Below are 24,036 nucleotides of genomic sequence, written 5' to 3' on the forward strand. Positions count from 1 at the left end.
ACATATGATTGCCCCTCCGGAAATATCGCACCATAATCATCTAAGAATAAAACAACTAGGGAGTTGAGAAGAATGGAAGGAAAAACCCACTTGATGGGTGGTCTTTGTATGGGGGCAGCGGCTCACAGCTATTACATAACGGAAGTATTACCGGTTCCAGAGCTCATCGTATTTTACGGTAGCTGCTTGTTCGGAGCTTTGTTACCCGATATCTGTCACCCGGGCTCGTGGACAGGTAGAAAAGCGAAAGTATTATCTAAAAACATAAGTCGGTTCTTTGGTCATCGAACGATCACACATAGTCTATTGTTTCTAATCTTAGTTTATTGGCTCACATCTACGTTTACATTTATGTACTACGAGACTGTTCAAATCGGCTTGCTCGTCGGTATTATCAGTCACATAGTTCTAGATGCACTAACGGTGAGAGGAATACAGTTATTTTATCCAATTCCGCTCAGAGTTCGCTTTCCACTCTACTTAAAAACCGCTTCTAAAGGGGAATCAGTCATATCGAGTAGCTTGATGCTCCTAACATTATTTTTTGTATACAAACAAATGTTCTCGTAGCGTAAAATCGGCACTTCTTTTCTTGTAAGCCTAATTACATTCAATCAACGTTACAGTATAGTAAGGTAGAGTAGAGGCTAAAGTAGAAAGGATGGAACTATGAAAAAACCAAGTAACTGGTTAAAGTGGGGCGGCATCATCTTAGTAGTAATTGGACTCATCTGGTTTAGCCGTACCTACTTAGATTTCCGAGTGAACGATATACGAGATTGGATTTTATCATTCGGAGTGTTAGCTCCCATTGTATATATCGTGATCTATACGATTCGTCCGCTCATTTTTTTCCCAGCATCGGTATTATCGATCGCTGGAGGACTCGCTTTCGGGTCTTTATTTGGAACAATTTATACGGTCTTAGGTGCAACCTCAGGTGCCGTCTTATCATTCGTCGTGGCGAGAACGCTAGGAAAATCGATCGCAAATAAAGACTGGCAAGGGAAAGGACGTAAATTACAAGAGCAGCTTGAGAAGAATGGCTTTTTCTATGTTCTATTTTTCCGTTTTGTTCCGTTGTTTAATTTTGATCTGATCAGCTATTCAGCTGGATTATCAAAAGTTAAGTTTTCATCATTCCTATTCGGTACGTTGATCGGAATAATCCCAGGCACGTTTGCTTATAACTTTCTAGGTAGTAGTCTTGTATCAGGAGATCCGCTTGTGATTGCTAGTGCAGTGATCGTCTTCTTGATCTTGTCTGTTATCCCAATATTGATACGAAATAAATACGCTAAGAAAGACCCAACTTTACAGAAGAAATAAACAAAAAGGATCCTACCGCGATGGCAGGATCTTTTTTATAGTTCAAGTTTTTCATCGCTTAAACGCTTTTTAGCTTTCTTTGTATTGCGCCTCTCAATCACGAGATAGATAATGGTGGAGACTAGTAAGATAGAGTGCGTCACACCAAATTCAGTGCCGTAGTAATCCGAATGCCAATAGGAAACAATACCAGGAATAACACGATCACTAATTGGATAAAAAATTGGAACAGCGTCATTCATATGTGTTAAAAAGTCAACGAACACATGGAGGAACCATCCCCAAATAAAGCCAGAGAGTGGCGTTAGTTTAAATCCTTTATGCAATAACATAAGGACAATAAACGCAATGAACCAAATTACGAAGGAATGTCCGAGTTTCCTCAAGAGATCTACGACTGGGTGGTCAAATAAGACATGAACGAAACCGTGCATTGAAAACGCTTCTTGTGAACCGAACAGTTTTTGTACTCCGTATTCAGCTAATAAGTATAAGAACATGACATAATAGATGATATCAGGAGCGATTCCACCGATCACGATCGACTTGACCGTTTTCCGTTGTTTCTTACGAAAGAAGAAGTAGCTCCAAAATGCATGATGCAATGTATTCATGTTAATTACCTCGCTTAATCCTAACATTGACTCCTATTTTATCATTACATTGTAATGTTTTGCTCATAAATACGCCTATCTACTTTTCATAAGCGTTATTTCAGACACGTTCCGCTCGTTTTGATAAAGTTAGTGATGACGACTACCTTATGGAGGGATCTTATGAATTCATTTAATGAAGAAATAGATAGACACAATACTCATTCAGTAAAATGGGATCATACAGATGATATTTTTCAGAAAGAAACTCTGCTTCCTATGTGGGTGGCGGATATGGATTTTAAAGCTCCTGAGAAAGTGATAGAAGTGCTTATGGAGCGGGTGAAGCATGGTGTTTTTGGCTATTCGATGCCGACACAGAATACGAGAAACGTGGTGAAAGACTGGTTAGAGCGAAGGCATGATTGGTCGATCGATAACGATTGGATCGTTTTTACATCTGGTGTTGTCCCTGCGATAGCTGCAGCAATCAATACGTATACCTCAAAAGATGATAAAGTTCTAATCCAATCACCGGTTTATTATCCATTTCGGGATATGATAGAGAAGAATGATCGAATCGTAGTTGACAATCCGCTTGTTCTAGAGTCAGGTACATATAAAATGGACTTTGAGGACTTAGAACAAAAAGTAAAAGACCCAGCGGTTAAAATGCTACTACTGTGTAATCCTCATAATCCGGTAGGTCGCGTGTGGACGCGTGATGAATTAACAACTCTAGCGAATTTATGTGTTCAGCATGACGTGTTGATCGTATCGGATGATATACACTTTGATTTAATCTTTAAAGGGTACAAACACACCCTTATTTCAACGCTTTCATCGGACATTGCTGAACATACCATTACGTGTATATCACCGAGTAAGACGTTTAACATTGCAGGTTTACAAGCATCGACGATCGTTATACCGGACGAAAAGAAGCGGGAGCAGTACGAAGATTATATGAAGAAGATGGGATTGTTTGCTCCAAACGCGCTTGGAATTCTAGGGATAGAAGCGGCTTACACGCATGGTGAAAAGTGGTTAGATGAACTCCTTATTTATCTAGAAGATAACTTATCCTATCTAACGTCATTCATTAAAGAAAACTTGCCTGAAATTCGTGTGATTCAGCCTGAAGGAACGTACCTGGTCTGGTTGGACTTTCGATCTCTTCAACTAAATCATGAAGAATTAGAGGCGTTTATACAAAACGAGGCAAAGTTAGCACTTGATGAAGGATATATATTTGGAGAAGGAGGGAAGGGGTTTGAGCGAATTAACATCGCCTGTCCTCGCTCCACGCTTGAAAAAGGTCTTAAACAATTAGAAAACGCGTTTAGAAAATAGAAATTGGATGCAGGGCGCTATACAACTGGCGCCTTTTTCTGCGATTAGCGTAGTACCTAATGAGGAAATTTTGTAACAAAACAATGTCATTTATAGAAGTTCTTACATAATCACGCGAAGAATCAGAATTTTTGTTATGATAGAAGAGGTTGGATTTATACAGTAGTCGCTAGATAAGGAAAGCGGGTGATGATTGTGAAAAAAGCCACAAAAGGACTCTTAACCATCCTACTTTTCTCTGTTCTTGCATTTAGTTATCTAAAACTTGCTGAAATTTATGTAGACTATAAGAACGATAAATATAAAAACACTGCGAGTGCAATTAGTCTCGATATCAGTTTGCACCAGAAAATCGAAGAACAGAACATTTATGAAATCCACTTACATAGTAAAACAACGAATGCTAACGAAGTGGTCACATCAAAAGAAAATGAAGAAACGTTAATCAAGTGGCTCAACAGCTTAGGCAAAAGCAAAATTACAGAAGTACCAACACACCGAGTAAGCGTAGATAAAGCTGATCTGATTGTTTACTTTAAAACTGGAAAAGAAATGCGTATCAACTTAGATGATGATTCAATTGTCATTTCGAGAAATGACAATGAGAACAAGAAGTTTAAAAACTATTTGATAAGTGATAATAAATTAACGGAAGACGTCAGAAGCTTATTAGGTAAATAATTTTTAATTCCGTCTCACTATCTTAAGTTTACTTAACGATTGAGACGGAATTTCATTATTTAATATGACTTCCTATAATATATATTATGTTAACTAAGATAAAATTAGAAAGACATGTAGATCTTCTTAAACTCTCTCACTTCTGCTTCATCGTCATACTTTACGTTTACGATCGTTCATTAATTGTCATGTTCGTAGCTACCAAATAAATTCTAGATCGCTCTTTATAAATCTCGCTAAAAAACTATAGACTACTCGTGTTTACACGAATAGTCTATCAGCTTTGCATAATTAGTTTATTTGTATTATATGGAATCACTCATCGTTTTAATTTAGAATCAACGTCGGTTCATATCCAACATTTTCTCCACCGTAAAATTCAATTACGTTAGCATTGAATCCTGCTGTTGTCGTCGCTTTTAACCTGAACTGTGTAAGTCCATTCGAGTTAATACTAGATAAGCTGCTAGCTGGCAGTTCTATATCGATATAATCACCACTCGGAGGTGCAAAACTTGTTATTGTGGTTTGGGTTGGTGCACTTCCGTAATCTGCTTGTTCAATTGAAGAATTGCTACCAAACGTTCCTTTTTTTACATCTAGCTGCAGGTTTGCTATGTTCCCTTGTTTTGATTTTACGTATAATCGGATTTTTGCGGATTGGATTGTCTCTGTAGTCCCACTTGTATCGAACGAAAGCAGTCCACGATACGTATCAGTGTTATACATCCCTTTGTCGCCGACCTTTACTGAACCAGTTCCTTTTCCATCAGCTGTATATTGACCAACAAATCCATCATCATTCCCAATCGATACAATCGTAGTCGGATCATCATGAATACCGGTTTCAATGAGATAATTTTCTGTTTTCACCTTTTCAGCGTTTCCATTCGAATCAACACTAAAGAATTTCAGTGTCGTATCTTTCGTAATCGTAATCGGACTGCTATAGACTTGTGATGATTGGGTTGGAATCGTTCCATCAGTCGTGTAATATGTCGTTACTGGTTCATTAGAGCTTAGTTCAACGCTCACTGAATCCTGATAAGTTCCTCCACTTGGAGAAGCAGTTGTAACAGGCGCATTTGGATCAGTTGGATCAGTCGGTTCGTTAGCATTAAAGAACTCCCACATCATCCTGCTCGCATTTGGTCCTTGAGGGTCTGTGTAGCTTCCCTGTGAGCTCCCACCAGACCATGCATGCCCCATGCTTTCCACGATAACTTTTTTCATCCACACTTTACCATCTTGCCCATGATAATCATTTAAGGTGTAACTTCTTCCGCCTGGAACCTGCAAGTTTTCCGTGTTTTCAGGCACATCATCAATCCATTCGTCTTCGGTACTTGTAGCTGATAAATCATTTGTTACTGCCCATTGTGAAATTACTTGATCACCGTTCACCGGTCTAACCGTGTAGTCAGACGTCCCATGAAAGACGATGACAGGTAACAGTTTTGCGTGACTACCCATGGCGCTATATGCTGCACGACCTTGTAACGTTGGGTCAGGTCCTCCACTAGACATTGCACTAAAAGCAGAAGATGAAGTTGTAGCTGCTTTGTATTCTAGGCCAGCACCAACCCCAATTCCTGAGAATATATCGGGATAAGTAGCGCCCATGATCACACTCATCGCCGCACCAGCTGATAGCCCTGCTACGTAAACTTTATTTTGTTGGATCGTATAATTTGTTTGGATTTCCTGAACCATTCCAGCGATGACTCTCGGTTCTCCACTACCTCGAGACTGATGACTTGGCTCAAACCAGTTCCAGCATTTACTTGAGTTTGCACTCGAGTTTTGCTCAGGATATAAAACAAGAAATCCCTTTTCGTCAGCCAGCGTATTCATTTGTGTACCAGTTGCAAATTGATTCGCATCTTGCGTGCATCCGTGAAGCATAACGTACAATTGGTAAGATTGATTTTGGTCATATTGTTCAGGAATATACAGCTTATATGTTTTTCCTCCGTAGGATCCTGAAGTGAACTGTCCTGCTGCTAATGTGGAAGAAGGTGACAAGACTGAAGAGCATACTAACAAAAGAATTACACCAATAACCCAACTCATTTTCAATCGCATATAACAACATCCCCTTTCCATTGTGTGTGCTTCGCTATGATAAGGGGCTCGAGTTACACCGTGGTTACAGAAGGATTATTAAATGAAACTAATCTCCTATTATTATTAGGAAACTTACTTCGAGCACAGGTTATCTTTCAGTACAAAAGGATTAACTTTGGATGTTTCAAAACGTTACTCCTAATCATTCTATTTAATACTATCTCAGGATTCAAAGACATTGAAACCATCTCAAAGGTTCAAAATTCCGAAACAGAACAAACGTTCTATACTCGATAAAACCTTAACTCATAAAGAAAAAATGGGAAATGCAAAGCACCTCCCATAAATGTGACCTATAGTTGATCGTTTAGATTACTTCCCTTTAAATTGTGGAGCGCGCTTTTCCTTAAAAGCAGCTGCCCCCTCTTTATGATCTTCCGTCGTTACCATCATCGCCTGCGTAATTCGTTCCTGCTCTAAAACGTCTGGAAGCGATGCGGTTAGGGATGCATCTGCAATTTTCTTTATAAAACCAAACGCTTTACTAGGCCCTTTAGCAAGCTTTTCAGCATAAGCGATCGCTTCATCTTGTAACTGAGATAATGGGTACGTTTGGTTGACGATCCTTAATTCTTTTGCCTCTTTTGCAGATATCGGCTGTGCTGAGAAGAACAATTCTTTCGCTTTGTATGGACCTATTAATCGTGGAAGGAATGAAAGTCCTCCACCATCTGAGATCAATCCTACTTGAGTAAAGCTTAAGACGAAGCTGCTGTCTTCTGCTGCTAGGATGATATCACTTGCGAGTGCTAGGTTGAAACCAGCACCTGCTGCAAACCCGTGGACGACAGAAATAATCGGCTTTTCAAGGTCTTTCATCACAAGTATAAGTTCATTCAATTTCCCAATATGTTCATAAACTTCGGTTGAAGTAGTGTCGCCCATCGTCTTCACGTCTCCACCAGCACTGAAGGATCTACCCGCTCCAGAAAGGATCACAACACGAACCTCATCGTTCTCCTTTGCATCCTGAATGGCTTTTGTAAGTCCTAAGATCATCTCTTTACTAAATGCGTTCAAGGCTTCAGGACGGTTTAACGTAAGGTGAAGTACTGCTCCCTCTAGATTTACGTTTAAATGATCTGTTTTTACTGTAGTTTCCATTCTAATCTCTCCTTTTATTGTTCGATGAGCGAATCATCGTGAATTTTTATAATAAGAAAGCGATTGCAGTTTTTGATAGAGCTAGCATCGGATCCTTCCCGCTTTTCACACCTCGTACTTCTGTTTCTTGTAACTATGTTGAGCAATTCTTCTGTTCCGTTCAATCGAACTTCCAAAATCGTAAGGTGAAAGTTCGTTGAAAACGAGTTGAAAAGCTTGCTGTTTCTTTTCTTTCGGTAAAATACTCATAAGCAGCATCCTAGCAGTTGACTCAGTAGTTTGAAGCGCTTCTTCTAAATACGTTCTCGCAAGCATGAGTTTTATCTCACTCTGGTGTTTCACTGCTCGAAGAACAGCGGACTCTGCAGCGTATAACGTAATCGCGATATTTGAAAGCTTCATCACTGTTTCTTGATGTTCCATCAACCGCTCACCGTGTTTCTCATATGCGCTTCCTACACAGTACAGAAAGATGTTTCGGATGCTCTGGATAGCCGATTCTTCATTTAGAGATTCATGACGATTGTCTTCTAAATCTCGTCTTGCTTTCTCGACTAGCTCTTCAATCGGAATGGCACCCTTCATTGCTTTCTTAAAGAGCGTTCCGATGATCAACAGTCGATTCACCTCATTCGTACCTTCAAAGATACGGTTAATCCTTGAATCACGGTACATCTGCTCGATCTGGTACTCTTGTATGAAACCGGCTCCTCCATGTAATTGAAGAGATTCATCGACGACTTTATCTAGCGTTTCTGAACTGAAGACTTTACAAATTGCACACTCGACTGCGTACTGCATCATTTGTTTGCCGATAATCGTATGATCCGTTTCGTCATAAAGTCCTTTCATGGCTCCCTCTAACAAAGATGCTGTTCGATATTGAAGAGACTCGGAAGCATAGATTGTAGCCATCATACGCGTTACTTTATCTTGAGTAGCCGTAAATTCAGCGATGGTTCGTCCAAACTGTTTCCGTTCATTTGTATGTTGAAGAGCTAACTTCATGGCGTGCTTTGCTCCACCAGTACATGCTGACCCGAGGTTGAAACGACCTAAGTTCAGTACGTTTAGGGCAATCACGTGCCCTTTCCCTGCCTCTCCGAGAAGGTTCTCCACTGGCACCATGCAATCTTCGAAAATCACCGATCGAGTCGATGAGCCTTTAATCCCCATCTTCTTTTCCTCAGGTCCGAGTGATAGACCCCGAAAATCCTTTTCTACAATAAATGCTGAAAACTGTTCGCCATTGATCTTGGCATATACGATAAACGTATCTGAAAATACCGCATTCGTAATATATAGTTTTGTTCCATTCAAGAGGTAGTGCGTTCCTTCTTTATTCAGTACAGCCGACGTTTGGGATGCTAGCGCATCGGATCCAGCATTCGGCTCTGTTAAACAATACGCTCCGATAAATTCACCTGAAGCAAGCTTGGGTAAATACTTCTTCTTTTGCTCCTCGGAACCAAAGTGAGTGATCGGTAACGTAGCGATGCATGTATGGTTGGAGTGAGCAACACCATAACCGCTCGTTTCTCCAATCACCTCTCCAACGATCCCTTTAGCGATTTTATCAAGCCCGAGTCCTCCGTATTTTTCTGGAATGCTGTGAGCAAGTAACCCAAGCTGGCCAGCTTTCCTCAATAGCGAAACAACTCGATCGAAATCCTGATGTTCAATCGCCTCTCTATGTAGATTCACTTCCCTCTCTACAAACTGACGAGCTGTCTTTGCAATCATACGGTGTTCATCTGTAAATTCTTCAGGAGTAAATACGTCGTCTGCTCTTTGATAAAGAAACTCAAAGCCCGCGGGATTTGCCTTTGTATCTGCCATGTGAAACCTCCTTTAAGGTGAAGCTTTTTTACCGTTTTACACTCACATTGTTCCGCGCGTGAGCGATTAGGCTTGCAACGAAGTGATTGAGGTGGCGGAAACGTTCATCTGATGTTTGTCCCTTTTTAAAGCGAAAGTAGATTTGCTGACAAATAACAGCGAGTTTGAAATAAGCAAATGTTAAATAGAAGTTCATTTGAGAAACGTCTCTACCGGATTTACGCGCATAAGACTCGATAAATTCATCTCTCGTCATAAACCCTTTCATCACTGTGACGGGTGGTTTTCCCATTCCTCGTTTAAGCGGTTCTGGATCATCTTCTTGCAGCCAGTACCCCATTGCCGCTCCAAGGTCTGCGAGAGGATCGCCTACGGTTGTCATCTCCCAATCAAACAAACCAACTAGTTTGCTTAGATCATCATGAGCAAACATGGCGTTATTCAGTTTGAAATCATAATGAATAACTGTAGGATGTTGAGAGTGTGGAATATTGTCTGCTAACCAATGCGTTAGCTCTTCAACACCTTTGATGTCATCTGTCTTCGAACGGTTATAACGTTTGATCCATCCGTGAACTTGTCGTTCCATAAATCCGTCAGGACGACTAATTTCTTTCAATCTAGTTGTTTCATAGTCAATGCTATGAAGCGCTACGAGTGTGTCTACCATCGACTCAGACATGCTTCTGCATAACGCTTCCGATGGTTGAAACCCATCAGGAAATGATGTGTCGACCACTACACCTCTCTTTCTTTCCATCAAAAAGAATGGAGCTCCTAGCAAATTTTCATGATAGAGATACGGCTTAGGAGCTAAGGGGAAGATCGGATGTAGTTCCTTCAAAATCGTAAACTCCCGCTCCATATCATGAGCCTTAGGTGCTACAGGTCCAAGGGGAGGTCTTCTTAGAACGGCTTCCCACTCACCTATCGATAGCTCATACGTTAAATTGGAACTACCGGTACCAAATTGACGAATTGTAAGCGAATCATCAGGCAAATCCTCGATGTTTTCTCTTAAAAAGTTTTCAAGCTTTCGTTGATCGAGCTCTTCTCCTTTTCGAACAGAAATCGTATCATCTGAATAAGACATCGTTCACCTCCAGAATAGTAGCTTGCTAGTTCTTCACTTGTTTTTTTGTATAGTCATAAAAGCCTCTACCGGTTTTACGGCCAAGTGTCCCTGCCTTAACCTTTTCCTCAATGAACTTAGGAGGTTTATCCTCAGGATTACCAGTTTCATTGTAACGCTGCTGCATCACATAGTAGCCGACATCGATTCCTGATAGATCCATCAATTCAAATGGACCGATCGGATGCTTGAGTGCTTTTCTACAGATTAGATCGATATCTTCAAAGTCTGCGATTCCTTCTTCGTATAAGTTCATCGCTTCTTTTTGCAATGCGCCTAGGATACGGTTCGCAACGAATCCTGAAATTTCTTTTCTTAGTAAGACGCCTGTGCGATTAATTCGTTCACAGAGTTCCATTGTGACACGAGCGGTCTCTTCAGAGGTCTCCTCACTCATAACAACTTCGACACAGTCCATAACGAGCGGCGGGAAGAAGAAATGCATGTTCACGACTTTATCCTTCCGATTCGTAACAGAAGCGAGGAGAGAATTAACAATCGTTGAACTGTTTGTTGCAAGGATGACTTCAGGAGATGCGTATTCATCGATCTTTTGAAAGACGTCACGTTTTGCGTCTAGTTTCTCGACGATGGCTTCGATGATGAAATCTGCTCGTACAGCCGCTTCTTCTAAGCTTGTAGTAAAGTGCAATCTACTCAATGCTGCTTGTACATTTTCTTCTGTGATCTTTCCTTTTGTAACCCACTTTGTCATGATGTCTTCAAGCTTCTCACGTGCCACTTTTAATGCATCTTCATTAATATCTTGAATGGTTGTGTCATATCCTCCGAGTGCACAGAGCATGCCGATCTGATGCCCCATCGATCCTGCTCCAAGAACTGTGATGTTCCTGATTTCTGAATGGTTCATTTTCGCTCCTCCTTAAGAGTACTGAAATTTTAATTGCTTTCCTCAATGCCATTTAACACCATATCAACGAATATTCTAGCTACTTCTTTATCAGGCAAAGGTCCATCTGGCTGGTACCATTGGTAAGTCCAATTTGACATGCCGAGAATACCAAAAGTGACGATTCCGATATTAAGATTGCTTCGGAATTCTCCATTTTCAACGCCTTGTTTTAACAGGTCTTCAAAGTGAAAGCGGATTTGGTCCCGCTTCGGTAAAATCTCTGATAAATTTCCTTCATTCAAATTCTTTATTTCACGAAAGAAGACGCGCGCACTTTTTCCTTCGAGCTCAATGTTATGAATGAGCATGTAGACCATGTCATAGAGCTTTGTTCGACAATTCTTTGAGCCGTCTTCTAAAATCTCTTTTTGCTGCTGAATCATGCTGTCGATGTAAGAAGAATGAATGTCCATCAACAGTGCTTCTTTACTTTTAAAATAGTAGTAGAAGGTTCCTTTCGTCACACCGACGGCGTCTACGATATCTTGTATCGATGTTTCACTGAATCCTTTTTTCTCAAATAGCTCGATGCTTTTCAATGTTAGTTTGTGTTTCATAGTAGGTTCCTCTCTATCTATCGCGTATCATCGTTTTCTATTCTTATGAAGCTTAAATTGAAATCCTCTTGGTGACTGACGTAACTCCTAATCACATGGCATGCTGTCCACCATCAACGACGAGAATATCTCCTGTTACATAGTTAGATGCATTTGAAGCCAAAAACAATGCTGCACCCTTTAGATCGTCATCTGACCCAAATCGATTTAAAGGCGTCGAATCTAGTATTTTGTCACCACCAGCTTCAATTAGTCCCTTTGACATTTTTGTTGGAAAGAAACCTGGGGCAATCGCATTAACGTTGATGTTGTGTTCTCCCCACTTTACGGCTAAATCTTTTGTAAATGTGATGACTGCTCCTTTACTCGTGTTGTAGCCGATCGCATTCATAAAACGAGGATCAGCACCACCGAGTCCTGCAACAGAGGCGATGTTGATGATTTTACCGCTTTTTTGCTTGATCATTTCTTTTCCGACTTTCTGAGCAAAAAGGAACGTGCCGGTTACGTTCACCTCCATCACTTTATGCCACGCTTGAATAGGCATATCGATAACAGACTCTCCCCACGTTGCGCCACTGTTATTCACGAGAATATCGATTCTCCCAAACTGTTTCATCGTTTCATCGACGACTCTTTGAATGTGTTCCTGATTCGTTACGTCACACTCGAATGCAAGGGATTTAACGCCCATTTTTTCTAATTCCTCTCGAACTTCTTCACATGCTTCCAGTTTCCTTGAACAAACAACGACGTTTGCACCAGCTTCTGCGAATCCTTCTGCAATTTGTTTCCCTAGTCCTCTTCCGCCACCAGTTACGATGGCTGTTTTTCCTGATAAGCTAAATAACTCCATCACATTCATGCTGTGTTCCTCCCTTTTTAGCGATACTTATTCAGTTCATGTTTCGCGACAGCGTTTCGATGAACTTCATCTGGGCCATCAGCAAGTCGTAATGTCCTTGCATTCGCCCAATGTGCTGCAAGCGTATAATCATCGCTTACTCCAGCGCCACCACATGCTTGAATAGCTCTGTCGATCACGTTTAGAGCCATATTCGGAGCAACGACTTTGATCATCGCAATTTCTGCTTTTGCTTCTTTATTTCCGACGGTATCCATCATGTGGGCAGCCTTCAATGTGAGAAGTCTCGCTTGCTCTATTTCAATTCTAGAGTCAGCGATCCATCCCCTTACAACCCCTTGTTCTGAAAGTTTCTTGCCGAATGCTTCACGGTTATGTACGCGTTTACATAAATCCTCAAGCGCACGCTCAGCTGTTCCGATTAACCGCATACAGTGATGGATTCGACCAGGTCCAAGTCTTCCTTGTGCGATCGCAAACCCTTTTCCTTCATCCCAAATGATGTTAGATGCGGGTACCCGAACATCTCGAAACTCAATTTCTGCATGACCATGAGGAGCATGATCATAACCGAAGACGGGAAGCATTCGTTTGATTGTGACACCTTCTGTATCAAGAGGTACTAAGATCATCGATTGCTGTTCATGTTTCGCAGCAGTAGGGTCACTTTTTCCCATCACGATTGCGATTTTGCATCGAGGATCTCCTGCACCAGAAGACCACCACTTCGTTCCATTGATCACATATACATTACCATCTCGCTCAATATGAGCTTGGATGTTCGTTGCATCTGAAGAAGCGACATCAGGCTCCGTCATCGAGAAACATGAACGAATGTCACCCGAAAGTAACGGTTCGAGCCACTGTTTTTTCTGTTCATCAGTACCGTACCTGACGAGAACTTCCATGTTCCCAGTGTCCGGTGCTGCACAGTTGAACACCTCAGGTCCAATCATGGAGCGTCCCATCTCTTCGCAAATCGGAGCATAATCAGTGTTCGATAGCCCTTTCCCATATTCGCTGTCGGGTAAGAAGAGGTTCCACAGTCCTTCTTCCTTCGCCTTCTTCTTTAACTCTTCCATAATGGGAGGTACATCTGACCAGCGTGATTCTTGTTTTGAAAGCTGGTCTTCATAGACGCTTTCGTTTGGATAAACGTATGTATCCATAAATGCTGATACTCGTTCGAGGTAAGATTGACACACCTCGGAATAGGTAAAGTTCATCGTTATTCATCTCCTCAGAATACTAACTAACCGGTTGGTATGTTTATGATATTAGTATAAAATGTAATTTCAGAATATTCAACACAATAATAAAAAAGCGGGTGATTCACCCGCTTACTGTCTTACCTTTATATGTAGCTTCCTTATCTTCTTTTTTAAAAATGACCCTAGACATATTCGTGAAAAGTAGAGTTCGATTCCTTAGTCGATCCATTTCCGTGAATAACCTCACGATAAGCAGCAAACAAATCGTCGACAGCATTCTTAGCTGCTTGGCTATTCCCGATCATATTGATAAAGCTATGTAGAAGTGACTTATAGTGTACGTGCTTAATAAGTGTACCTGCGCGATGTAATCGACTCGCGAACGCTTCTCCTTCACTACGGAGTGGATCTTTTTCAACTGTCACGATGAGTGCAGGAGCAACGTCATCCAATTTTTCTGCGCGTAAAGGTGAAACAAGCGGATTACTCGCGTTGTTTTTGTCTTTTAAATAGTGATTCCAAAACCAGTCCATTTTCTCACTTGTTAAGTTATACGTGTGATTTTCAAGATAGGATGCTGTTGAAAGGTTGTAATCCAATACTGGTGTGATCAACAGTTGAGATGCCAACTCACCCTTCAAAACAAGACTCACAGCTGCTGCGAGGTTTGCTCCTGAAGATTCTCCTGAAATCGAAATGTTTGAAGAATCACCGCCAAGTTGTTCGCCGTTTTCTTTCAACCACTTAAGTGTGTCGAGTACATCATGAAGTGCAGCAGGGTATGGGTGCTCCGGTGATAACCGGTAGCCAACGGATACAATCATGCATCCAAGTGATTGACACATATATCTGCAGAAGTTATCGCTGCTTTCAATCGAGCCGAATACCCATCCACCTCCATGACAATACATGACGATCGGTAAGGGTTTTGAGTGTTGAGGCGTATAAATTTTCAAGGGTATATTGTGCTCACCAATCTCAGTATGATAAACCGTAAGCTCCTCAACTTTAATCGGCGTAAAGTATGCTCTTGCTTCCTCATAGTAGTATCGGGATTGTTCAGGAGAAAGAATGCTTAAATCTGGATGCTTGAGTTCCTTCATTCGCTCTCCAATGCGAGAAATGAGGGTTAATGTTGCTGCATCAATGTGAGTCATTCGTTTTGTTCTCCTCACACAAACTCTTTGCATTCCGAATGTTCAACATTGCGCTAGTGTTAAATTCAGAACAGTAGTTTAGTAACGTTTTTTGCTCCATTGCAACTACCTTTGCTTTCTTGTTCGGAAGTTCGATCTCCTTTAGTATGTCTGCACCGAATCGTTTTATAATTGGAAGGATGATACGGTTCCTTACATCAGGTTCACCGATGATCCGTTTTGCACCATATTTATTGATGAGAAAGTATCCCATCGCGAGAATGATCGCTTCCCCATCAGTTGGGTTTAAGTATTCACGAGGACCTATCAATAAGTGCATGCCAAGGTCGCTTGGCTCTGCATCGTAGTAGTTTTTGATCGGATCTTGTTGTATGTCGTATGCAATTAAATAACACACTGGTTCGTCATCGACGTAACCCATATAGACATCTTTATGACTTGCTTGGGTTGAACTGGTTAACCAAGTGTGAAGTTCCTCCATTGAAAGGTCGAGCTTCCAAAAGGGTTTGATATGCTTTTGGTGCATCCAGTTGTGTAGAATTGGTAAATCGCTTTCAACTTCGATAGGACGGAACGAAATGGTTCTTCCTAAGTGAGTAAATTGACATTCTGTTTTCATCATCTCTCTTTTCATCTTATCCCCCTTATAAAAAGGCGGGGAGATCCCCGCCATGTTAAACCTGATTTGTTGTAGCAAACTGATGTAAAGCGTTTTTTACCTTTCCAAATTCAGATGCGTGTGGACGATCATCACCGTCACCATAGCCGTAGTCCACCATACGGTTTCGGTTCAGTGTAAGCTTTGTAAGCTCTGGTTTGAAGAAATCAAACAGCTTGAATCGTTCTGACAGTTCCGGGAACCTGTTCTGATAGGATTCAATGCTTTCAGCTAACTTACTCCAGAATGACGTTTCATCCATAAGATCTGAGCGTTCTAATACAGACGACATGTAGCGCATGTGACAGATAAATAGACCTGTGAAGATGAACTGCGTGAGACCTTCAGGTGGCTCACTTCTGAGGACTTTCTTCAAGTCATCTGTTAGCACATTTAACTCCTCGAACGGCTGATCACTAATATTCACGTCATCCACGAAATCTTTAACCGCTAATCGATGAGGCTTGTAATCTTTCAGAACAAGAATCGTATTTTGGCCGTGTGGTGAAAATACGACGCCATATCGGTATAAGTAATGAAGAAGTGGCTTCAAGGTCACATCCATGAATGCCGTAATCCACTCGTCTGTACTTAACCCTGACTTCTCAATCAAGCTTTTCACAAATGGCTTCCCATCATGGTCTTCATAATGAAGTGCTGCAAGAGTGATCGCTTCTTCTCCATCTTCAAGGTACGTGTAGATGCTCTCACGGTAAATGACCCCTAGCATTTCAAGGTATTGATAAGGCGCGTTCGGTAGATCGAGATAATGCTTTTGATCAACGTTTAAACTTGCGATCTCACCCGGTAGGATCACGCGGCATTCGTTTTTTAGGAAGTCATCATTTTCATAGATTCCTTTAATAAAGCTTGTGATCGTCGGAGCGATCAACGTTCGCTCTGCTGGCAGCCCTCGATACACGAGCGTGTTTAAAATACTCATGGGTAGCTTAACGTGATGCTTTTTTTTATCTGTCATATTAACAAATGTACGAATTGATTGTTGGGGTAGATAGCGATCAGACGATTCTCCGAGCGGAATGATCACTTTGTTCGCGATCTCACCAGGGAAGTTCTGGATAATCGTATTTTTCCACTGCCATTCATGAATCGGCATGAAGTAGTAGTCTTCGACGGTCACATTTTTGTCTATCATCTCTTGAGCAAAACGGTTGCGATCTTCCTCTGATAATACGTCGTTGATCAGGTGGGCGTATGACTCCCCTTCAACCGCTTGAAACGAGCTACTGTCTTTATGAACAGCAATCCATGATAATGAAAGTTCGTTTTGCTGTTCAGGGGCATAGGAAAGGTAATCATCATAGCCGAAGCCGATTCGTCCTTTGTTGTATGTAATCCAAGGATGACCAGTCATATACCCTTCAAGGAGAGCATAATCCATGTCGACGAGATCATCTGAAGAAACATGATTCGTTAAAAGGTGAAGGTCTGCTAAAAGGGTCTGATTCAATTCCTTAATGAGATGCCCCGCCGTTTCACTGGACATGCCGATGATCGGTTGAATATCAAGGAGAAAATCGATAGCGCTCGCTGCTTCTACCGTGTTTTCTGATTGTTGAATGAAGATGGATTCAGGATCAACATAGAAGCTATCGAATAAACGACGCTTTGAACGATATATGTATCGCTTTGTATCATTGATGATCAACCGACATGTTAACCACCCGTTCCCCTCCACTGAAACTTCAGGTTTGATCATGCCTTCATACATATACTCAGACATCATCTTAGCGAGAAGTGCTTTATTTACAGTAATCCAGTTCTCTTCTGTTAAAACGTTCATGAGTTCGTTTTTGTGTAGCATATTATTCCGCCTCCTTTATGTAGTAGCAAGTACTTTTGATCCGAATGATTGAAACACGTTTTCATATTGAAGGTGATACACGTCATAGCCCATAATTTTATTTAAGATAACAGCATTACGGTGTGCGCCTAAACCGAGGTCTGGAGCACCGACACCGTGTGTATGCAGCTCGCCATTCTGTACGAACAGGCTACCGTGGTTCCCACCTATTGTTTTGATTCGATAGTCTTCTGAAATTTGCAGTCGTCCTTGTTCATCTTTCATTACAACCGCATCTGGCAAGAATGAGGGTGTTGATTGCTGATAGCCCGTACAAAAGATCACATGGTCTGCATCGATGAGCACGTCTTCATTCGTGATGGTTTGTTTACCAGAGAGCTTCCAACGTCTACCGTCACGAACAATTTTGTTGACGCTTGTCATTGCTTGGAGATGAATATCAGGTTCAACACCACCAACAGACTTTTCATAGAGAAGATTATAAATATCTGAGATTGTGTCAGCACTGATGCCTTTATAGAGCAGCCCTTGATCTTTTAGCAGTTCATCCTTCTTTTCCTGATCGAGTTGATAGAAGAACTTTGTGTAATCAGGTGAGAAATACTCTAAGCCAAGCTTTGAATACTCCATTGGGAAGAAGCCGTTAGAGCGTGTATACCAGCTTAGTGAATAGTCCTTTTCTTCTTGTTCTGACGCTAAGTCATAAAAGATTTCTGCAGCACTTTGTCCACTTCCGATCACAGCGATCGATTGGTTCGGTTTGATGTATTTTTTATGATCCAAATAGTGTGATGAATGAAAGACAGAGTCACCAAGTGCATGTTGAAACGGTTCTGGTATGCTAGGGACAGAGCCGATGCCAAGTACCACGTTCTTTGCATACACTACTTTTGTTTCGGAAGTTTGGACGTGTTGAACAATGACCTCATAACACGTCTCTTCGTGTGACAGGTTAATGGGTTCTACCGATTGGACGCGATGCCCGAAATGGCACGATGACAGTTCTTCACTCACCCATTTGCAGTAATGGTTGTATTCTTTTCTTGGAATATGAAATTTTTCTAAGAAATAAAAATGGTACATTCTGTTATGTTGTTCAAGGTAATGCAAGAAACTGTACTTGCTTCTGACGTCAGCCATCGTAACGAGATCAGCAAAGAACGGAACTTGCAGTGTTGTACCATCGATCATCATTCCGGGATGCCAATCGAACGATTCTTTCTGATCGAATAGCGCGACCTTAAGATCAAGCGGTTCCGCTAACGCAGCTAGTCCTAAGTTGAATGGCCCGATCCCGACTCCTACGACATCGTAAAACTCATTAGGCATTTCCCCACATCCTTTCAAATCGTTCCCGCTCACAAAACATCAATAGTCCAGTTTTGTCTGGAAGGTTGATTGGATAAGCAGGTTCAAACCCACATTTTTTAAATACATGGATCATTTTTTCGTTTCGAATATCGGGCTCAGCGATGACCCGTTTTGTTTGTTTTTCTTTAAATTGTTTCTTAACCATTTCACGGAGAAGTGGAAGAGCAAGCCCTCTCCCAAGGTGATCTTTTTCACCTATAAGGAGATGAACGCCTTGGTCGAATGGTTCGTTTTCATAAGTCCCTTCTGTTACATCTCCTTTAACCCAATAAGCCTCCCAATAGCTGATCGGTTTTCCTCCGTAAAATCCTAGATAAAGAGAATGGTGGGAGTCGGCTAGCGCTTTTTTGAGATGGTCTTTGTAGGATTCGAATGAGACGTTCAGATTCCAAAATGGATGAACATGGTCCTCATTCATCCATTTATGGAGTAATTCCACATCTCGATCAAACGCCACCCGTTGAAAGGAGATCGTTTCTAATGAATTAGTTTTCATGAGTCACTTTTACTTCCTTTGCGATAGGGTTCTGGACCATCGTGTAAACAGATTGCGTTGCAAGTGAACCAACTAGTTCGTCCATGTCATATAAACGAGTGAGTAGATTCGCTTTGCATGAAATGACAGGGTCGTTAAGTAAACTCTTGATTAATGGTGAAGAATCACGGTGTTCATTGTTTGCTAGTCTTGAACGAACCATATCGATTAAGTCAGTTTCTCGAATTAACCCACTACTTCCGAAGCCGTTGATCAGGCCGAAGAGGTGGTTGAAAAAGAGATAGTATGTGAAGCGCTCTACTGCTACTTCATCTGAACAAATCGTATCACTTCGTTCATTTAAAGAAGGAAGATGAGCTTTTAACGCATGTGCCTTCGACTCACTGAAATAGTACCCTTGATTATCGCGATAGTAGAAATGCTTCGGATAGCCATCTTCTAACACTACGACAGAGTTTTGCTGGTGTGCTTCAAGAGACAGTCCATACTCATGATGGAGCCAAAGCATCGGTTCAAGTGAAAGATCAAGATACTTCTTAAACCAATCACTGCTGACAGAATCGAGTGAGCGTTTTTCCCTACGCGCAATCCCATGAATGATAGTAGAAAGTCTTGATTTTTCGCCAAAAGCGTTATCTTGGCATAGTGCAGCGATACACGTCGCCTGCCTACTCACATCTTTGAAAGGATTCTCTCTTATGACTGTCTCGAACCCTTTTACACCTTCAATGTTGATGTAGCCCGGGTCTTGCATAATATCGAAGGCAGGAAAATGAGTGTTTACTTCTTTTCCAAACGCAGTCGAGAGCAAACGAGACACTTCGACACCACGATCTAGCTCTTTTTGTTGATTGATGCGAAGAGAGTTTGTGATCTTAACCGGTACTGAAAACTTGTACATAAACTCGGAATCTTTGTTGTACACCGTTCGGAACGAAGACGTTGCGGAAAATGGTTTTCCAGCAGGGCCGATATACTGAAGGTCTCCACGTAACAGAAGGGTTTGGACATCTTCTTGTTCGAGTAGCTTCATCGCTTGTAGCGGGTGAACTGGAATCAATACCAGGTGGTCAAATTGCTCCAACCATTCTTGATCAGCGCTAAGTTCCTCTTTAATCAATTCACTTGCGCCACGATCTAGAGCAGAATCCTCTATGATGATTGACGGATGAGCGCTAAAGTAATGAAGTTGAAAGCTTCCTTTCCATTCAGGCGAGTAGGTTTCGTTGTCTCGCTCGCTTAGCCCCTGTTTACTTTTCGGCGTAGGATGTAAGAGATGACCAAGTAACAACGATTGTTCCGTCTCAATAAATTCAAATTCTTCTTCACTTAATTCTTCTCGTTTCTCATAGCGCTCGTTTAACGTTGATTCGATGGACTGTTTGCTTAACAAGACGCGCATAACAAGTTCATCTTCTGAGCCAGATTTGTTTTGATCGAGAAGAATTTCTTTTATGATCAGACTTGTTAACGTCACATAATCAAGCGGTAGTAACGGACCATCTGCGACTTTGTAATACATTGGAAAATGGAACAAATGCCTTCCTGTCAAAGACCAGTATTTAATTGGGATTAAAAGCTCGATCCCTTGACTTGAAAGTGGGCACGAGATGACATGATCGTATGTGCTCAATGCGTCATGAAACTCGTCCACTTTATAGAAATGCGACGTTTCTCTTAGATAGCAATTTAAAAAACTCTGCATTGTTGCGCGTTCAGCGAAATCTTTTGCGTGCTTCAAACGTGTTTCCTCCAATTCTCACCAAGAACTCGAATGCGATTTAGTATTTCTACTACATCAGGAAGTGTCGTCCTCGGGTTTAACATCGTGAATTTCAAATATTGTTTTTCATCAATCGTCGTTTTAGCAATCGCTGCATACGAATGATAAAGTTCCTGTTGTATTTTTCGGTTGAGCGGATTAAGCTTTTTTTCTTCTCCCCTCACATACCGGAATACAACCGTGTTTAATTCAGGTTCCGTATTTAGGAGCTCGAAGTCCTCTTGCTCACGAAGATAGTCTGCTACATCTATTGCGAGCTCGAATGTAGAATCGATCATGTCTGCAAAGAGGTCCAACCCGATTGTTTTGAGAGAAAGATACAGCTTTAATGAGTCAAAGCGCCTCGTTGTTTGGGTGGATTTTGCAACAAGATTCAGGATTCCTTCTTCATCATCTTCTTCTGGATTGAGGTAATCTGCTACATGATTCATAAGATTGAAGTGTTCGCCATTCTTTAATAAAAATGCACCGCATGAAATAGGTTGGTAAAACTGTTTGTGAAAATCAACGGTAATCGAATCGGCTTGTTCAATCCCATTTAGTTTCCATCGGTAAGTATCCGAAAGAATAAGAGCACCACCAAACGCTGCGTCAACGTGAAGCCACATCTTCTCTTCTTTTGCAATGGAAGCAAGGTCTTCTAACGGATCGATGCTTCCAAAATCCGTGGTTCCACATGTTCCTACGATGAGGAATGGAAACAACCCTTCCATCTTCATCTCTTCGATCAACGAACGGAGATGATCCGTACACAAGCGGTGGGACTCATCGGTTCTGACCGATATGACTGCATTTTCACCAAGGCCTAGCTGCCCTGCTGATTTTTTCACTGTAAAATGAGCACTCTCCGAACAAAGAATTCTCATGCGATTGAATTGTTGTGGTAAACCATCACGTTTTACATCGTGATTCCATTTCTTTTTGCAATAGTTGTCTCGTGCTAACAGCACCGCCATATAGTTGGACTGGGTACCACCACTTGTAAAGACACCATCGGAACCTTCGTCGTACTCGAATTGACTCGTTAGCCAATGGATCATTTCTTGATCCATGAACGTAGCAGAAGGACTTTGATCCCATGAGTCTAACGATTGATTCATCGCTCCGATAATGAGCTCACCCACAACGGCTGGGATGACCGGTGGGCAGTGTAAGTGAGCAATGCTTTTCTCATGAGAGACAAACAAACTGTTAGAGAGTACGGTTTTATGTAGGTCCGTTACGATGTCTGTAAACGATTGGTTATCTTGAAAAGATATGAGCTCACGAATCTCTTTCTTTACATCTTCAGGTGCTTTTCCCTGATAAGGATGTTCAGCTTGTTGCAGGGAATGCAAAAGTGTTTCCGTCGCTTGTTGAACCTGGTGCTGAAGTTCTTTTGCACCAGGTCCCTTATTTAATATCGCCGTATCAAACGGATGCGTTCCTAAAAGAGTATTCATCCTAGTTTTCCTACTGCAGATTGAACGGCATCTTGTAGGATTGTAATAACTTCCTCTACTTGTTCCTCCGTGATAATAAGCGGAGGAAGAATACGGATGACGCTGCCGTGGCGTCCGCCAACTTCTAATATTAATCCTCTATCGAAGCATTCTCGCTGAACGAGACTTGCCAAAGCTGGATTTGCAGGTAGGCCGCCAGTTTTTGTTGCTGGTTTGGATGGGTCGACCATTTCAACGCCAAGCATTAACCCTCTTCCTCTAACATCTCCGATTTCTGGAACGTCTTCTTTGAAAGTAGATAGTGCGGAAAGGAATTTTTCACCCATACGATCCGCATGCTCATGAAGACGGTTTTCTTTGATGTATTTAAGAGAAGCTGTTCCAGCTGCCATCGCCATTTGATTTCCACGGAACGTTCCAATATGTGCGCCAGGGTTCCACTTATCGAGTTCTTTATCATAAATCACGACTGAAAGAGGGAGACTTCCACCAATCGCTTTTGATAGAACGACGACATCAGGTGTAATGCCCGCATGTTCAAATGCAAACAGTTTACCAGTTCGACCGATCCCTGTTTGAATCTCGTCAACGATCAACGGAATGCCTCGTTCTTTTGTAATCCGGCGCATCTCTTGCAGCCATTCGATCGGAGCAGGTACAGATCCACCTTCACCCTGTACAACTTCTAGTATCATAGCTGCTGGAGGAAGAATCCCGCTTTCTGGATCATCTAATAGATTCTCAATATAGGTACTTGAAAGTTTGTGTCCTTCTTCACCTACACCATAAGGACAGCGGTATGCATAAGGATAAGGTAGAAAATGCGTATCCGGCATGAGACCAGGAACGCGTTCTTTCGGTGCAAGGTTCCCGCTAATCGACATGGTTCCGTGTGTGGAGCCATGATACCCTCCTTGGAACGTTAAGATCGTGCTTCTACCAGTAGCGGTTTTTACTAGTTTGAGAGCGGCTTCAATTCCATCTCCACCAGTAGGTCCACAGAATTGAATCTTGGCATTGTCAGCCATATTTTCAGGTAAGCTTGAGAATACTTCGCTTACAAACTCTTCTTTTACTGGAGTTGTAATATCTAATGTATGTAAAGGTCGTTTATCGTGTATAACCTGTTTCATCGCTTCAACTGAAACAGGGTGATTATGTCCAAGCGCGAGTGTACCTGCACCTGCCAGGCAATCCAAATAGCGCTTCCCATCCATGTCTGTTACAAAGATACCTTCTGCATGATCGATAGCGATAGGAATACGTCTCGGATAAGATCTCGCGTTAGACTCTCGATTCTCCTGTTGTTGTAACAGCGTATTGTTGGTGGTTTTTTCCTGGGTAATCATAATCAAAACTCCTTTTTCAATTGATAATCATTTTCAATAACTTCTACAGCACTAAGCATAAATGATAATGATTATCATAGTCAACAGTACTTGAGAACTATTATCAATTACATTTTTTTAGTTCCACATGGGTACATATAACCTGAATTCTTGCTATTATTTACAAATTGATAGTGTATGTTCAGTTGTTTATGGAAGTTTATCCATAAAACGGTGAAGATTGAAGGAATCATTATGGTGGGTAAGCTCTT

General features: G+C 41.6%; 21 protein-coding genes. 4 read left to right on the forward strand and 17 right to left on the reverse strand.

The features are described from left to right. Positions 1 to 72 precede the first annotated feature (72 nt). Together ACXAEY_RS09805 and ACXAEY_RS09810 are read left to right on the forward strand one after the other, a co-directional pair. The gene (locus ACXAEY_RS09805; protein WP_474811676.1) at positions 73 to 570 is read left to right on the forward strand and encodes a metal-dependent hydrolase; all 498 of its coding nucleotides are present in this window, start codon (positions 73 to 75) and stop codon (positions 568 to 570) included. Between the two features lie 99 nt (positions 571 to 669). Continuing rightward, on the forward strand, positions 670 to 1,329 hold the full coding sequence (locus tag ACXAEY_RS09810; protein WP_474811678.1) for a TVP38/TMEM64 family protein: 660 nt from the start codon (positions 670 to 672) through the stop codon (positions 1,327 to 1,329). A 35-nt stretch (positions 1,330 to 1,364) separates the two neighbouring features. On the opposite strand, the gene ACXAEY_RS09815 is transcribed toward ACXAEY_RS09810, so the two are convergent. Continuing rightward, positions 1,365 to 1,943 carry a hypothetical protein gene (locus ACXAEY_RS09815; RefSeq protein ID WP_474811680.1) on the reverse strand — a complete coding sequence of 193 codons (579 nt, stop codon included), beginning with the start codon at positions 1,941 to 1,943 and terminating at the stop codon, positions 1,365 to 1,367. 162 nt (positions 1,944 to 2,105) lie between these two features. Here ACXAEY_RS09815 and ACXAEY_RS09820 point away from each other — a divergent pair, with 162 nt between their 5' ends. Both ACXAEY_RS09820 and ACXAEY_RS09825 read left to right on the forward strand, forming a co-directional pair. Beyond that, the gene (locus tag ACXAEY_RS09820) at positions 2,106 to 3,275 is read left to right on the forward strand and encodes a MalY/PatB family protein (protein ID WP_474811682.1); all 1,170 of its coding nucleotides are present in this window, start codon (positions 2,106 to 2,108) and stop codon (positions 3,273 to 3,275) included. A 189-nt stretch (positions 3,276 to 3,464) separates the two neighbouring features. After that, complete coding sequence (locus tag ACXAEY_RS09825; RefSeq protein WP_474811684.1) at positions 3,465 to 3,956, forward strand: hypothetical protein; 492 nt, start codon at positions 3,465 to 3,467, stop codon at positions 3,954 to 3,956. A 327-nt stretch (positions 3,957 to 4,283) separates the two neighbouring features. Here ACXAEY_RS09825 and ACXAEY_RS09830 read toward each other — a convergent pair whose 3' ends face one another. From ACXAEY_RS09830 to ACXAEY_RS09905, 16 genes are all read right to left on the reverse strand, one after another. Continuing rightward, positions 4,284 to 6,041 carry an extracellular catalytic domain type 1 short-chain-length polyhydroxyalkanoate depolymerase gene (locus ACXAEY_RS09830; protein ID WP_474811686.1) on the reverse strand — a complete coding sequence of 586 codons (1,758 nt, stop codon included), beginning with the start codon at positions 6,039 to 6,041 and terminating at the stop codon, positions 4,284 to 4,286. 354 nt (positions 6,042 to 6,395) lie between these two features. Then, a complete protein-coding gene (locus tag ACXAEY_RS09835; RefSeq protein WP_474811687.1) occupies positions 6,396 to 7,187 on the reverse strand; it encodes an enoyl-CoA hydratase/isomerase family protein in 792 nt (263 codons plus the stop codon). A gap of 105 nt (positions 7,188 to 7,292) precedes the next feature. Next, the gene (locus tag ACXAEY_RS09840; protein ID WP_474811690.1) at positions 7,293 to 9,026 is read right to left on the reverse strand and encodes an acyl-CoA dehydrogenase family protein; all 1,734 of its coding nucleotides are present in this window, start codon (positions 9,024 to 9,026) and stop codon (positions 7,293 to 7,295) included. A gap of 28 nt (positions 9,027 to 9,054) precedes the next feature. Beyond that, positions 9,055 to 10,119 (reverse strand): phosphotransferase family protein, encoded by a 1,065-nt coding sequence (locus ACXAEY_RS09845; RefSeq protein WP_474811692.1) that lies wholly within the window; start codon positions 10,117 to 10,119, stop codon positions 9,055 to 9,057. 25 nt (positions 10,120 to 10,144) lie between these two features. Further along, a complete protein-coding gene (locus tag ACXAEY_RS09850) occupies positions 10,145 to 11,029 on the reverse strand; it encodes a 3-hydroxyacyl-CoA dehydrogenase family protein (RefSeq protein ID WP_474811694.1) in 885 nt (294 codons plus the stop codon). Between the two features lie 29 nt (positions 11,030 to 11,058). Next, positions 11,059 to 11,628 carry a TetR/AcrR family transcriptional regulator gene (locus tag ACXAEY_RS09855; protein ID WP_474811696.1) on the reverse strand — a complete coding sequence of 190 codons (570 nt, stop codon included), beginning with the start codon at positions 11,626 to 11,628 and terminating at the stop codon, positions 11,059 to 11,061. A 91-nt stretch (positions 11,629 to 11,719) separates the two neighbouring features. Next, a complete protein-coding gene (locus ACXAEY_RS09860; protein ID WP_474811698.1) occupies positions 11,720 to 12,493 on the reverse strand; it encodes an SDR family oxidoreductase in 774 nt (257 codons plus the stop codon). 17 nt (positions 12,494 to 12,510) lie between these two features. Further along, positions 12,511 to 13,719 carry an acyl-CoA dehydrogenase family protein gene (locus tag ACXAEY_RS09865; RefSeq protein ID WP_474811700.1) on the reverse strand — a complete coding sequence of 403 codons (1,209 nt, stop codon included), beginning with the start codon at positions 13,717 to 13,719 and terminating at the stop codon, positions 12,511 to 12,513. Positions 13,720 to 13,886: 167 nt separating this feature from the next. Further along, the gene (locus ACXAEY_RS09870) at positions 13,887 to 14,861 is read right to left on the reverse strand and encodes an alpha/beta hydrolase (protein ID WP_474811702.1); all 975 of its coding nucleotides are present in this window, start codon (positions 14,859 to 14,861) and stop codon (positions 13,887 to 13,889) included. Then, a complete protein-coding gene (locus ACXAEY_RS09875; RefSeq protein WP_474811703.1) occupies positions 14,848 to 15,495 on the reverse strand; it encodes a GNAT family N-acetyltransferase in 648 nt (215 codons plus the stop codon). The genes ACXAEY_RS09870 and ACXAEY_RS09875 overlap by 14 nt, the downstream gene beginning before the upstream one ends. A gap of 40 nt (positions 15,496 to 15,535) precedes the next feature. After that, a complete protein-coding gene (locus ACXAEY_RS09880; RefSeq protein WP_474811705.1) occupies positions 15,536 to 17,344 on the reverse strand; it encodes an IucA/IucC family protein in 1,809 nt (602 codons plus the stop codon). 15 nt (positions 17,345 to 17,359) lie between these two features. Then, the gene (locus ACXAEY_RS09885; protein ID WP_474811706.1) at positions 17,360 to 18,673 is read right to left on the reverse strand and encodes a lysine N(6)-hydroxylase/L-ornithine N(5)-oxygenase family protein; all 1,314 of its coding nucleotides are present in this window, start codon (positions 18,671 to 18,673) and stop codon (positions 17,360 to 17,362) included. Continuing rightward, positions 18,666 to 19,211 carry a GNAT family N-acetyltransferase gene (locus ACXAEY_RS09890; RefSeq protein WP_474811709.1) on the reverse strand — a complete coding sequence of 182 codons (546 nt, stop codon included), beginning with the start codon at positions 19,209 to 19,211 and terminating at the stop codon, positions 18,666 to 18,668. Before ACXAEY_RS09890 ends, ACXAEY_RS09885 begins: the two co-directional genes overlap by 8 nt. Next, complete coding sequence (locus ACXAEY_RS09895) at positions 19,201 to 20,952, reverse strand: IucA/IucC family protein (protein WP_474811710.1); 1,752 nt, start codon at positions 20,950 to 20,952, stop codon at positions 19,201 to 19,203. Before ACXAEY_RS09895 ends, ACXAEY_RS09890 begins: the two co-directional genes overlap by 11 nt. After that, positions 20,949 to 22,436, reverse strand: coding sequence for a pyridoxal phosphate-dependent decarboxylase family protein (locus tag ACXAEY_RS09900; protein ID WP_474811712.1), 1,488 nt, complete (start codon positions 22,434 to 22,436; stop codon positions 20,949 to 20,951). The genes ACXAEY_RS09895 and ACXAEY_RS09900 overlap by 4 nt, the downstream gene beginning before the upstream one ends. Next, positions 22,433 to 23,785, reverse strand: coding sequence for a diaminobutyrate--2-oxoglutarate transaminase (locus ACXAEY_RS09905; protein ID WP_474811714.1), 1,353 nt, complete (start codon positions 23,783 to 23,785; stop codon positions 22,433 to 22,435). The genes ACXAEY_RS09900 and ACXAEY_RS09905 overlap by 4 nt, the downstream gene beginning before the upstream one ends. Positions 23,786 to 24,036: the final 251 nt, after the last annotated feature.

Source organism: Anaerobacillus sp. ABA4_114, assembly GCF_056159065.1.